This is a genomic window from Spiribacter halobius, assembly GCF_020883455.1.
Lineage (GTDB): Bacteria > Pseudomonadota > Gammaproteobacteria > Nitrococcales > Nitrococcaceae > Sediminicurvatus > Sediminicurvatus halobius.
Map to the genome: position 1 here is coordinate 3,192,877 of NZ_CP086615.1, position 12,069 is coordinate 3,204,945.

Genomic DNA, 12,069 nt, shown 5'->3' on the forward strand with positions numbered 1-12,069 from the left:
CAGACATTCACCCGCGAAACCAGCTTCCGCACGAGTGCCAGCCACCCCGTCACCGACTACCCCTTGCCCCAGCCCTCCCCGCAAGCCACCCTCTCAACCACCTCATCACCTCATGACTTCATCACTTCATCACCTCATCACCCAATCCCATGCACCACACCCCCACCCACATCCCCGACGTCCTCCTCCTTACGCCGAAGGTCCACGGCGACCACCGCGGCTTTTTCATGGAGACCTGGAACGCCCGTGTCTTCGCCGAGCTCGGGCTCGATCTCGTCTTCGTCCAGGACAACCACAGCCGCTCGCAGCAGGGCACTCTGCGCGGCCTGCATTATCAGATCCGCCAGCCGCAGGGGAAGCTGGTGCGGGTGACGGTGGGCGAGGTGTTCGACGTGGCCGTGGACATGCGGCGCAGCTCGGCCACCTTCGGACAATGGGTCGGGGAGCGGCTGTCGGCGGAGAACAAGCGCATGCTTTGGGTGCCGCCCGGCTTCGCCCACGGCTTCCTGGTCCTCTCAGACGCGGCCGAGTTCCAGTACAAGTGCACGGACTACTACGCTCCGGAGCACGAACGCACGCTGCGATGGGACGATCCGGACCTCGGGATCGAGTGGCCGCTCACGGCAGGGAACCGACCGCTACTCTCCGAGAAGGACGCCAGCGGCGCCGCATTCGCTGAGGCGGAGGCCTATCCATGAGCGCACCGCGCCTGCTACTGCTCGGGCCCAACGGCCAGGTAGGCTGGGAACTGCGACGAGCACTCGCCCCGCTCGGAGAGCTCATCGCCCTGGACCGGGATGGCCGTGACGGCCTCCACGGCGACCTCGGCACCCCCGGCAAGCTTGCCCAGACCGTACACACCCTCAAGCCGGACGCAGTGGTCAACGCCGCCGCCTACACCGCCGTCGATCGCGCGGAGCAGGAGGCGGACACCGCACGCCAGATCAATGCCCACGGTCCGCAGGCACTGGCCGAGGCCTGCCGGGAGACGGGTTCGCTACTGGTGCATTACTCCACAGACTATGTCTTCGATGGCAGCGGCACGGCTCCCTGGCGAGAGGGCGACCCCACCGACCCGCTGAACCTCTACGGCAAGACCAAGCTCGCCGGGGAGACCGCCATACGCGCCGCAAGCTGCCGCCACCTCATCTTCCGCACCAGCTGGGTCTACGCGGCCCGCGGCAGGAATTTCCTGCGCACCATGCTGCGCCTCGCCGCCGAGCGCGACGCCCTCCAGGTCGTCGACGACCAGCACGGCGCCCCCACCGGCGCCGAGCTCATCGCCGACGTCACCGCCCAGGCGCTCCATGCCACACTCCGCAATTCAACGCTGGACGGCACCTACCACCTCACGGCCCGCGGTCAAACCACCTGGCACGGCTACGCCCGCCACCTGATCACCGAAGCCCGCGAGGCAGGCTACCCGATCCGCGTCACCGACGACGCCATCACCCCCGTGCCGAGCGAAGCCTTCCCCACCCCCGCCGCCCGCCCCCGGAATTCACGGCTGGACGTCTCGGAGCTGGAGCGGGCGTTCGGGCTCCGGATGCCACCGTGGGAGGCTGGGGTGGAGAGGGTGGTTTCTGAATTGGTTGAGGGGGATGGGATTAGGTGATTAGGTGATGATGTGAACGAGCAGGGAGGCTCGACAGGGGCGTGGAGGCGAAGGAAAGGCCGCATCGTCGTCTTCGGGCGTGGCGCGCGGGGATGTTGCTTGTGAAGGATGTCTACGGCATGACCCGGCATTTCCCGCGTGAGGAAGTTTACGGGTTAACGACACAGAGGCGCCGGGCGCCAGTGCCCGTGTGCAGCAACATCGCAGAGGGGGCAGCCAGAAGCCCGTCGAGGAATTTTGCGCGCTTCCTTGCCATGGCCAATGGCTCGCTCAGCGAGCTCGATACCCAGACCGTAATCGCGAAGGAGCCCGGCTTCGTCAGGGAAGCATCCGCTCGGGAAGCAAGAATCAACGAAGTATCGGCCCTGGTCTCGGGCCTACACCGCAAGGTGGCTAACGGCCCACCCGCCCAATCACCTAATCACCCAATCACCTAATCACCCAATCACCTAATCACCCAATCACCTAATCACCCAATCACCTAATCACCCAATCACCTAATCGCGATGCATACACCACCGAACCGAAAGGGAATCATCCTGGCTGGCGGCTCCGGCACCCGCCTCTACCCCGTCACCCACGCGGTGTCGAAGCAGCTGCTTCCGGTCTACGACAAGCCGATGATCTACTACCCGCTCACCACGCTCATGCTGGCGGGGATCCGCGAGGTGCTGATCATCTCCACGCCGCAGGACACGCCGCGCTTCGAGCAGCTGCTCGGCGACGGCAGCCAGTGGGGGATGCAGCTCGAGTATGCGATACAGGAGGAGCCGCGGGGCCTCGCCGAGGCGTTCATCATCGGCGAGCGTTTCATCGGCGATGCGCCGTGTGCACTGGTGCTCGGCGACAACATCTTCCACGGGCACGACCTCGCCACCACCGTCGCCCAGGCCGCACAGCGGGAGGCGGGGGGCACCGTGTTCGCCTACGCGGTGCGCGACCCGGAGCGCTACGGCGTGGTCGAATTCGACCGCGAAGGCCGCGCCGTCAGCCTGGAGGAAAAGCCCGATCAGCCGCGCAGCCGATATGCCGTCACGGGCCTCTACTTCTACGACGCAAGCGTCGCGGACGTCGCCCGCAGCCTCTCGCCCTCCGCACGGGGTGAGCTCGAGATCACGGACATCAACAAGCATTACCTCGCGCGTGGGGAGCTGCAGGTCGAGATCATGGGCCGCGGCATGGCCTGGCTCGACACCGGCACCCATGAATCTCTCCTCGAGGCCGCCACCTTCATTGAGACCCTGGAAAAGCGCCAGGGCCTCAAGATCGCCTGCCCGGAGGAGATCGCCTTCCGCATGGGCTACATCGACGCCTACCAGGTCCGCGCCCTGGCCGCCCCGCTCGCAAAGAGCGGCTACGGCGACTACCTCCTCCGCATGCTGGAGGAGGTGGTGTTCTGAGGCGCGATCAGGGACCTCCCCCCGGGGCCACCATCGCGCCGCAGCAGGACAACGGCTCCCGGTCGGCCGCACCCGCCCAAACACGATTCAGGGGCAACCAGATTCCCGGAACAGGCTTTCACGGGTAGGGCAGGGCTTTCATGGCGGGCCCCCCAGCATCGTTTTTCAGGTCCCGTGAGCGTTTGTCAGGAATAGCGCCTTCCTGCAAGACCGACACCTGGGACGTTGCCGTGGCTCTGCCGCGCATCCTCCGCGCCATCGGCGGGCGTCACCGCATCATCGAAAAAGACGGCTGGCGGCTCCTGACGCCGCGCCCTACGCTGCTGCGGGCGGGCACCGCCGGAACCAGGGGCAGGCGCGTTCGAGCTGCGCCGCCACCTGCAGCAGGCGTGCCTCGCCACCCGTGGGCGCAATGAGCTGCACCCCGATCGGAAGGCCGGCATCGGTCCAGTGCAGGGGCAGGCTGATGGCGGGCTGCCCGGTGAGGTTCGCCAGCTGCGTGAACGGCGTGGCAGCGAAGGTCTCGGCTGCGAGGCGCTCCGGGATGCGCAGCCGGAGTGCCGCATTGGCCACCCCCGGCAGGCTCAGCAGCCGGCGCTGCAGGTATTCCCAGCCGCGGGGGAGCAGCTCGCCAAGGCGAGGCGCCGCCGACGCGGCGGTGGGTGTGAGGTAGAGGTGGTAACAGGCGTGGTATTCGGTCATCGCCCGTGCGGCAGTGCTCCAGTGGTCGTGAGCGTGGCAGTACTCCGCGGCGGAGAGTGCCTGGCCCAGGCGGGCGAGGGCGCGCGTGGTGACTTCCAGCGCGCTGGGACGAAAACCGTCACCGAGGAGCTCGCTAAGCCTCTGCAATTGTGCGCCCGCCTGGCCGTAGTAGAGCGTCAGGAAGGCGCGGGCGATGGCCATGCCGTCGACAGCCGGTTCGGCCTCCTCCACATGGTGGCCGAGGTTCTGCAGGTGCCGGGCACACTTCTCTACGGCCTCGACGCACGAAGGCTCGACGGGCATATCCACCGGCGAGCGGGTGGTGAAGCCCACGCGCAGCGCCGGGGGATCGGCAGCGATCGCCTCGCGATAGGGCCGCTCCGGACGGGGCGCGGTGTACGGAGCGCCCCGGCACGGTCCGCTGAGGACGTCGAGCATGCCGGCGCAGTCGCGCACGCTGCGGCTGACCACGTGCTCGCACACGGCGCCGTGCCAGACCTCGCTGTGATACGGCCCCATTGGCACGCGCCCGCGCGACGGCTTGAGCCCGACGAGACCACACCAGCCCGCGGGGATGCGGATCGACCCGCCGCCGTCGTTCGCGCCGGCCATGGGCACGATGCCGGCTGCCACGGCCGCCGCGGCACCACCGCTGGAGCCCCCGGCAGTGCGCGTCAGGTCCCACGGGTTGCGGGTCGCACCGAAGGCCTCGGGCTCGGTGGTGGCCATCAACCCGAGCTCGGGTATGTTGCTGACCCCGAGGGGTAATACGCCGGCGCCGAGGGCGCGGCGCACGTACTCGCTGTGTACCGGCGGGACGTAGCCACGAACCGCCGCGCTGCCGAAGGTCATGGGTACGCCCGCAAACGCCTGGAGGATATCCTTGAACAGGAAAGGCACCCCGGAGAAGGCTTGGCCGCCCGGCCCCGCCGCCGCAGTGTGCGACTCCTCCAGGGTCGTGCGGATCACTGCGTTGACCGCTGGGTTGCGGCGCTCCAGCCGCTCGATTGCGGCCTCAAGCACCTCCTCGGCGCTGACCTCGCGAGCCCGCACCAGTTCTGCGAGTCTGGTCGCATCGCAGTCCACATACTCGGGGAAGACGCTCATCGGCCGCTCCCTGTCATGATCACGTGACCGGCTGAAGCTTCCGGAATTCGATCGCAACGGTGGCCGTCGCAACCCCGATCCGCCAGACAGATCGTGCCTGCGGCGGCGTTGCGGTAGTCCTCCCCGCGCCTACTCCCCCTTCTGACGATTTCTCCCCCCATTCGCGTGTAACGAATCCCAGCGACACATGCTCTTCTGGTACCGAGCGCGCCGGTGGTGATCGTCCCGCACCTCGGTGCGGTTTCACGCTGCGTTGGGTGTCTGAAGTCATGCGCTCGTACACACTATCCACAGATCGCGCGCTCCCGTCATTCCTCGGCGAATGCCAAGAGATCTCGGCAAATCCGCTGGACGCCGACCACCCGAAGCGGTCTGTCATTCGGGGTTTCCACCAGGGCCGCAATCTCGCGGGAGGCTATGTAGTCAATTGCGCCGCACCGTTGAGGTACTACGAGTGCGTTCCGGAACTGCCTACGAGGGGCCAGCCACACGTCCCGGTGAACCGCCCGGGAGCATCTATTTCGCGAGTCGGGTCCAGTTGCCATGGACCCTGCCCAAAGGTTACGCCACCAACCTGCTGGCAGCCGCGGCCTCCCGCACCTCCAGCAAGCTCCAGCGCCGCAGGCCCGATAAGCCAGGAAAGCGACAGGTCACTCCGGGTGATCAGGGGTGAATCCGGGAAGCCTGTCTGCGATGGAAGTCGCCCTGCTGGCAGAGTGCGTGATAATCGCGACTATATCGGGGATCTTCTATCGAGCGGATTTCGACGACAGGGCGTACCTGGGGAAAAGTGTAAAATGGCTACACTGGCCAGCGACACCCACTCCTCACCAGAATTCTGAATATCCAGAAAGACGATCCCGGTTGCCAGGGAGACGCCGATGTACGTCGTAACGAATCGCTGGGTCCACGAGGGCGAGACCGGTCTCGCGCAGTTCGGGGACAAGCCGAACCAGGGCGGGAGCAACAACCTGCGCCTTGCGAATATCACCCGGGACGGAGACGCCTGGCAGGTCGACTTCATCCCGGACGAGCCGCTGCCGCAGGAGGAGGTGAAGGCCCTCATCCAGGAATTCGGGCTCCCGCTCAAGCCCGATGACACCTTCTATCCCAGCCTGCGGGTGGCCTGCGAGATCGCCCGCCGCGTCCGCAGGGAGAAGCGTCATGTGCTGTTCTTCGTCCACGGCTACAACAACGACATGCACGATCTCCTCTCCAGCGCTCAGGCACTGGAGAGCCGGTACGGCGTGGAGGTCGTTGCCTTCTCCTGGCCGGCCAACGGGGGCGGCCTGCACGGCAGGCTGAGCTACAAATCGGACAAGCGGGACGCCCGGGCCTCGACAGGCGCACTGGAGCGCGTCCTCAAGTTCATGCACCAGTACCTGCAATGGATCACAAACGCCCGGCGGGAGCGGCTGCTGGCACGGGCGAACCAGGAGCACAAGAGCAACCCGGAGGCCAGAGACGAGCTCTACGCACGGCTGCTCCGGGAGGACTGCCCCTTCACCGTGAACGCCATGTACCACAGCATGGGGAATTACCTGCTCAAACAGATGCTCAAGAGCAGCGCCAATGAAGGCAACGCCCTGCTGTTCGACAACATCACCCTCTGCCAGGCCGACACCAACCACCTCGACCATCCGCTGTGGGTCGACCGGCTCCGCTTCCGCAAGCGCCTGTTGATCACGATCAACGAGAACGACTACGCCCTTGGCCTCTCGCGCGCCAAGCTCGGCTCCGAGCAGCTGGCCCGTCTGGGTCACTACCTGCAGGACCTCACCAGCCGGCACGCGTACTACGTCAATCTCACCGACACCCCCCGGGTGCGCAACTCCCACTCCCCGTTCGGCGAGCCGGCGGAGAAGAACGAGAAGGTCGCGGCCTTCTTCCAGGCCGCGTTCCGCGGCGGGAGCGCCGAGCGTGGCCTGAAATATCACCCGGAGGGGAACTGGTATGCCCCGAAGTGAACGCCCGCGCGCGGCTCTGGCTCCGCCCTCGGAGGGCCTGTGCGCCGCGGCGCCAGTCGCGCGGTATAGCCGGCGTGTCGGCGAGCGCTGCGCGTTTGCCGTAAGCGGTTAAACCAGGCCGTTCTGCCTGGTCCTGTGATCCGTGTTCAGGTGGTGTGGTCGAACTGGACGGCGAGGGCCGCGCGGTCAGTCTGGCGGAAAAGCCACCTCAACCGCGCAGCCGCTATGCCGTTACGGGCCTCTGCTTCTACGACGCAAGCGTCGTGGACGTCGCCCGCAGCCTCTCGCCCTCCGCACGGGGTGAGCTCAAGATCACGGACATCAACAAGGATTCCCTCGCGAGCGGCGAGTCGCAGCTCCAGATCATGGGCCGCGGCATGGCCTGGCTCGACGCCGGCACCCACGAATCCCTCCTTAAGGCCGCCACCTTCATCGAGAGCCTGGAAAAGCGCCAGGGCCTCAAGATCGCCTGCCCCGAGGAGATCGCCTACCGCATGGGCTACATCGACGCCGATCAGGTGCGCGCCCTCGCCGCCCCGCTCGCAAAGAGCGGCTACGGTGACCACCTCCTCCGCATGCTGGAGGAGGTGGTCCTCTGAGGCTCTCTCGCTCCGCGGCGAGTTCAGGATCGAGCATTGCAGCGCGCCAGATCCGAAGACCAGTCGAGCAGACGCTGGTCCGCGGTAACCAGCGTCGCATTGGCGATCTGTGCCGTGGCCGTGATGAAGCGGTCCACAGGATCCTTGTGCTGCAAATCGAGTCCGACCGCGTGCAACGCCACGCGGCCATCGACTGGAATTTCTGCAAGGCCAGCCCCCAGCAACTACAGCCTCCACTCCGCAATCGACATTGGGATCACGACTCGCCCGGCTGCGGCGAGCATCGCGCATTCCCGGAAGCTGATAGCGCTGACGGCGACGGCTGATTGATTCCACGCGTGCGGTATCAACTCGCGAGCTTTCACCCCCAGTGACGGATCATCGACGTCCATCCATAGCAGCACGTGCGTGTCGAGTACGATCACTCCATCACTTCCCAGGCCTGCTGCTCCAAGGGCGTTAGCACATCCCCAGAGATCCGTACGTTCGGGTGCAAGCCGAACGGCGACTCTGCCCTGCCTGGAGAATACCGACGCAACTCCGCAATGGGCCGTCCATTCTTGGTGATCACCAACGTTTCCCCCGTCGCAGCCACCTGCTCCATTAGCGCCAAGCACCTGGCCTTGAACTCGGACGCCTGAATCGTAGCCATTGCTCACTCCCCGCACAGGTTCATGGCGATATTACCCATGGTCATGACCATGGGTAATTCTTCCCGATGCAGACAACCAGGCGGGCCGTCCCACCCACACAGGACCGCAGCGCGCGAACTGGGCCGCTCGCAACGTCGCGTGGTGGGCGAGCGCCCATTCAGGTGCGGACCCTCTCGCCGGGGCCGGACACCCCAAGTTCATCAGGCAACCCCTGGATTGGGGGGGGTACACGCGTAGCGCTCCATGCGCCCGGCAAAATCCTCCTCGAACACCGCCCCAGCCGTCTGCACAATTGCGCCCTTGCTCATGCGGAATGCCGCTTCAATTCGGCCACGGAACTCGCACGCGGCGAAGATCTTTCGACAATGCCCGCGCGTGCGTCACCAATTCCGCGTCCTCCATCAGGGCCCAGGGTCGTCACTCCCACGGAAAGTGGCAAAGACAGCGAGCAAACGCCGGCACAATGCACACTATGCTGGCAGTCTGTGTTGCGGTGTGGTATAATAATTATAACCTTTATAATTTTATAAGTTATAATGTCCATAAGGTTCACGAAAATCGTCACGCTCAAACCGCGTCATTACTGCCGTCGACCGCACCCGAGTTTGTGCCAATCCAGGCATTACGAATGCCAGAAACGGCAAAAGCGCCGCCGATTCCGGCAGAGCCCATCACAAGAGCCCTTTGTGACGGATCAGGCCGGGAGTTCAGGGCGCATTCCTCACCGTTCCTGATCATGGACGGCTTTGCGCCGCTACGCCGCCTTCCGACCCTGCCGCTGACGATTTCGTGGACACCAGATTGACTTGCATTCACGCGGCCCTCGTCACGGTCTGAAAGGCTCGCCGCATCATCGCCGGTGGCCCACGGCGCAGCCGGCGGCATCACGGACTCCGGCAGGGCCCGTTGACGCGGCAAGTGACCCGGGGGATGCCTTTAGTCTGCCAACGGTCGAGCACCCGGCGAGGCGCCTCGAACTCTGTGCGCGCGACGAGTGGCCGAGCTTCCTCAAAGGGCTGCGCGCTGCTGCCCGAGAAAGCGAATGGTAGGGTACCCGGGGAGTATATCGCCGTTCGTGCGCGCGCTCGCTCTTCAGAGATGACCTCGAAGGACGGTACCCGGACGGTACTGCGGACAGGCCCCGCGATGAGTGTCGCTTGCAGCACCCAGAGGGCTCCAGGTCCTGCGGAATTTGGGAAAGCCCGAACTCCCCCATTCCTTGTGGACGGCGGTCTCGCAACCCCTTCATCGACGGTGCTCAAGCATCCCCCCTGTCGCGACGTGTGCGGCAACTCCGGCTGTCTTGTCTTTGGAAATCACCATCGGATCTCACAGAGCGTGTGGCCGACAAAGGCGCCGTCGTGCCACCGGCCTCGACCCCGAAACCGGTCGAGGTGACCTCAGCAGGTGATGCAGATCGACCCAGCGAACTCTGAAGCTAGCCCCCGGACGGCCTTGCACCTGAGGCGATCGGTGGGGATTATCCCGGGTCATCCGTGCACGGATATCCGTCCCAGCCTAAGATCAACCATGGAGTGGATCGTCCCAGGCCGGGACAAAGTGGGGGCAGGCACCGGCGCCGTAGAAGCGGCAGCCTGCTTCGCGATAGCGCCCCTACCTCCGCTGCACCTGCCTCAGCCGCACACGCCGTGCGGCTGCATGGGACCTCGCACGGGTTCTACCCCGTCTCCACGGACGCTTTCCACCGCGCGGACTCGCTAGCGCTGCCCACCGAAGTAGTCCGCGAGGGCGTCGAGCTCCTCGGGGTGCGTGACAAGGTGCGCACGCACGTCGTCACGGACCTGCTTACGCACCCGTTCCCGATACGCATGGGACATCGTCTCATCGAGCCTTTTCTGCAGCGCCGCGAGCTCGGAGCGGGTAACGCGAATACTCTCGACCATCACCTCGAGTGCTGCCTCTGCGTCGCGATCCCGGCCGGAGTCCAAGTCGTAGGCCTCAATGGCACGGCGCACCACCTCTGACCCCGAAATCTTCTCCTGCTTACTGATCCGCCGCACCTTTTCCAAGTGCTCCGGCGCCAGAAGCCAGTGACGACGGCTAACACGCTCTCGGGCTGGCATGGGACCCTCGTCCGGCCGACGTTCGGCAACTTACGTCTCAACATTATAGGGCATGGCAAGCCGGCTCCCATCGCAATATGCGAGTCTGAACGTGCGTAAGCCGATGCTATCTCGGGAGAGTCGCAATGGTAGGCGTTCCCATTGCAGGGCCTATTGCCCAGAAGACGGGAAAGGGGTCGGGACTGCCGCACCACCACGAAAGCCGTTTACTCGCATGCTCGTCGCCGAGGCACAAGCCGAGAGGCTGACCCCCCTTACCGCCACGGCCGCCCTCCCCAGATACGGCCTTCAAGGCCTGTCCGAGCCGCAGCGCTGGTCGTCGGCCGGATGCCGCGACGCCCCCCTTGGAGGGGTATCCGCGGGGCTGATCGCGGTCAGCGGATCTTCAACGCATGGTCTGAATACCCTGGTCTCAGGCGGCGACGCCGTGTTCGAGCCGACCGAGCAGTTGTTCGATGCAGCGAGCCCCTGCCTCATTTGTCAGGAGATCCGACGGCGCGTTGCCATCAAGCGCTGCATTCGCCCTTTGCAGCCAGGCGCTGCCGCGGTCGCGGTCCCCGAACGCCCGGGTTGCCAGAGCGTAGATGTGGGCAACACGCACTGCTCGCTCCGACTGCAGAGTCGACAGCCTCGCGGAGGGAGCTTTTGACTGCAGCGTTGTCCTTGGCATCACGCACCTGTCGAACACGGATGCGCTCACCCGACTGCGCATCCGGGCAGCATGGCGCGCCGCCACCCCTTGCTCTGTCAGCCGGTGCAGCGCTGCCCAATCGCCCCACTGCAAAGCCACGAGCTCACGGGACTCGAGGTCGCCGAGGTAGTATGCGAGTTCGGCACCAAGTTCAGATTGACTCTCCATCTTCATCGCCCATTCGCTTTCCCCTTGGCTCGTAATGACATTCAAGGGCGTCGCTGTGCCCACCAAGCTGGCCTCCAACCGCCATTGCTGCTCGCGCTGAAATCCGCACGGTCTCACGCTCAGGTTGAGCAGGTCCGGCCAGCCCCGCCTTCTTCCGCTTCTGTACTGCGCACTCGCGGGAGCGTGGATCAAGGTCCATCGAATTCCCCACCCACTGTTCTGGATAACGCCGTCCCGTTCCCCTGTCCATCCAGCCCTTTTTCAGACGGACAGTCCGGTCACTCCACGCGCAGGAGTCGGTGCGCATCGAACGCCTCGTTCTCCTCGAGGCCACCGTAACCGCGAGCGTTGGAGACGACACGACAACCGCCAATCCGGGTATCGATCACCTCATGCGTATGCCCGTGAATCCAAAGCGCCGGCCGCGCACGCTCGATAAGCGCGGTGAGGTCCGAGCCGTAGCTGAATGAGATGGACGGCCCCCAGTCAGAGTACGGGTAATACGGCGCATGGTGGGTCACCACTACCGGCGTCTGCCCCAGATAGTGAGCGCGGGCGACTTCCTCTTCGATGTACGCCTTCGTCCGGACATGAATCGACATCAAGTCGCGCGGGTGGACTCGATACGCGTATGGGGCGTCCGGAGGGCCGGTGCGGATACGCCGGAAATCGCGCATCTGCGTCTTTGCGGCATCCATGGCCGTTGGGCTTCCCCGCCTGAAATCCGTCCAGAGTGTTGCCCCGATGATCCGCAGAGATCCTAACGTGACGGCACGCCGCTCCAAGACATGCACGTTCCCGACGCCAGCCGCTTTGACCCGATCGAGCAGCTTCCCGGGGAGTCTTGCGAGGGACTGCCCGTAGTACTCGTGGTTGCCCAGAACGAGCACCGCGGCATGAAAGTGTTCTGCAACCTTCAGCGCGAAATCACAGCTGCGCATGCCAACGTCGATGTCACCCGCCAGGACCAGCACGCGGTGCCTGTCGACGTCAGAGACGGGCAGCTGGAACGGGGTGTCCTTACGGTGCAGCCCCCGGCCGCTGACCTCCAGGTGAAGGTCGCTCACATAGCGGATTTCCATG

At 65.2% G+C, this 12,069-nt stretch carries 12 protein-coding genes and 1 pseudogene; 6 read left to right on the forward strand and 7 right to left on the reverse strand.

All coding sequences use genetic code 11. From position 1 onward, the window contains the following. The first annotated feature begins 149 nt into the window (after window positions 1–149). The 4 genes from rfbC to rfbA all read left to right on the forward strand — a co-directional run bounded on the left by rfbC (window position 150) and on the right by rfbA (window position 3,015). A complete protein-coding gene (gene rfbC, locus LMH63_RS15035) occupies window positions 150–698 on the forward strand; it encodes a dTDP-4-dehydrorhamnose 3,5-epimerase (protein WP_109679904.1) in 549 nt (182 codons plus the stop codon). Continuing rightward, window positions 695–1,615: a dTDP-4-dehydrorhamnose reductase gene (gene rfbD, locus LMH63_RS15040; protein WP_109679905.1), complete on the forward strand. Its 921-nt coding sequence runs from the start codon at window positions 695–697 to the stop codon at window positions 1,613–1,615. The genes rfbC and rfbD overlap by 4 nt, the downstream gene beginning before the upstream one ends. 119 nt (window positions 1,616–1,734) lie before the next feature. Then, on the forward strand, window positions 1,735–2,052 hold the full coding sequence (locus tag LMH63_RS19555) for a four helix bundle protein (protein WP_373317939.1): 318 nt from the start codon (window positions 1,735–1,737) through the stop codon (window positions 2,050–2,052). Window positions 2,053–2,121: 69 nt separating this feature from the next. After that, window positions 2,122–3,015, forward strand: a complete 894-nt coding sequence (rfbA, locus tag LMH63_RS15045) for a glucose-1-phosphate thymidylyltransferase RfbA (RefSeq protein WP_109679907.1) — start codon at window positions 2,122–2,124, stop codon at window positions 3,013–3,015. 315 nt (window positions 3,016–3,330) lie between these two features. Here rfbA and LMH63_RS15050 read toward each other — a convergent pair whose 3' ends face one another. Then, the gene (locus LMH63_RS15050; protein ID WP_109679908.1) at window positions 3,331–4,824 is read right to left on the reverse strand and encodes an amidase; all 1,494 of its coding nucleotides are present in this window, start codon (window positions 4,822–4,824) and stop codon (window positions 3,331–3,333) included. 881 nt (window positions 4,825–5,705) lie between these two features. Here LMH63_RS15050 and LMH63_RS15055 point away from each other — a divergent pair. Beyond that, complete coding sequence (locus tag LMH63_RS15055; RefSeq protein WP_109679909.1) at window positions 5,706–6,791, forward strand: alpha/beta hydrolase; 1,086 nt, start codon at window positions 5,706–5,708, stop codon at window positions 6,789–6,791. 137 nt (window positions 6,792–6,928) lie between these two features. After that, window positions 6,929–7,390: pseudogene (locus LMH63_RS15060) on the forward strand (sugar phosphate nucleotidyltransferase); the annotation flags it as partial. Between the two features lie 23 nt (window positions 7,391–7,413). Here the strand turns inward: LMH63_RS15060 and LMH63_RS15065 are convergent. The 6 genes from LMH63_RS15065 to LMH63_RS15090 all read right to left on the reverse strand — a co-directional run bounded on the left by LMH63_RS15065 (window position 7,414) and on the right by LMH63_RS15090 (window position 12,068). Next, window positions 7,414–7,614 carry a PIN domain-containing protein gene (locus tag LMH63_RS15065; protein ID WP_199225739.1) on the reverse strand — a complete coding sequence of 67 codons (201 nt, stop codon included), beginning with the start codon at window positions 7,612–7,614 and terminating at the stop codon, window positions 7,414–7,416. Next, entirely contained in the window at window positions 7,615–7,815 is a 201-nt protein-coding gene (locus tag LMH63_RS15070; protein WP_199225740.1) for a PIN domain-containing protein, read from the reverse strand. Continuing rightward, complete coding sequence (locus LMH63_RS15075) at window positions 7,812–8,042, reverse strand: type II toxin-antitoxin system Phd/YefM family antitoxin (RefSeq protein WP_109679911.1); 231 nt, start codon at window positions 8,040–8,042, stop codon at window positions 7,812–7,814. Before LMH63_RS15075 ends, LMH63_RS15070 begins: the two co-directional genes overlap by 4 nt. Before the next feature lie 1,719 nt (window positions 8,043–9,761). Then, window positions 9,762–10,127: a hypothetical protein gene (locus tag LMH63_RS15080; protein WP_146205275.1), complete on the reverse strand. Its 366-nt coding sequence runs from the start codon at window positions 10,125–10,127 to the stop codon at window positions 9,762–9,764. Window positions 10,128–10,539: 412 nt separating this feature from the next. Continuing rightward, the gene (locus LMH63_RS15085) at window positions 10,540–11,049 is read right to left on the reverse strand and encodes an Xre family toxin-antitoxin system antitoxin (protein ID WP_146205276.1); all 510 of its coding nucleotides are present in this window, start codon (window positions 11,047–11,049) and stop codon (window positions 10,540–10,542) included. A gap of 215 nt (window positions 11,050–11,264) precedes the next feature. After that, on the reverse strand, window positions 11,265–12,068 hold the full coding sequence (locus tag LMH63_RS15090) for a metallophosphoesterase (RefSeq protein WP_229332612.1): 804 nt from the start codon (window positions 12,066–12,068) through the stop codon (window positions 11,265–11,267). Window position 12,069 lies beyond the last annotated feature (1 nt).

Coding starts and splice junctions, on each gene's coding strand:
- LMH63_RS15090 (WP_229332612.1), bottom strand. CDS start 12,068: ATGGAAATCCGCTATGTGAGCGACCTTCACCTGGAGGTCAGCGGCCGG.
- LMH63_RS15075 (WP_109679911.1), bottom strand. CDS start 8,042: ATGGCTACGATTCAGGCGTCCGAGTTCAAGGCCAGGTGCTTGGCGCTA.
- rfbA (WP_109679907.1), top strand. CDS start 2,122: ATGCATACACCACCGAACCGAAAGGGAATCATCCTGGCTGGCGGCTCC.
- rfbD (WP_109679905.1), top strand. CDS start 695: ATGAGCGCACCGCGCCTGCTACTGCTCGGGCCCAACGGCCAGGTAGGC.
- LMH63_RS15080 (WP_146205275.1), bottom strand. CDS start 10,127: ATGCCAGCCCGAGAGCGTGTTAGCCGTCGTCACTGGCTTCTGGCGCCG.
- LMH63_RS19555 (WP_373317939.1), top strand. CDS start 1,735: ATGACCCGGCATTTCCCGCGTGAGGAAGTTTACGGGTTAACGACACAG.
- rfbC (WP_109679904.1), top strand. CDS start 150: ATGCACCACACCCCCACCCACATCCCCGACGTCCTCCTCCTTACGCCG.
- LMH63_RS15050 (WP_109679908.1), bottom strand. CDS start 4,824: ATGAGCGTCTTCCCCGAGTATGTGGACTGCGATGCGACCAGACTCGCA.
- LMH63_RS15055 (WP_109679909.1), top strand. CDS start 5,706: ATGTACGTCGTAACGAATCGCTGGGTCCACGAGGGCGAGACCGGTCTC.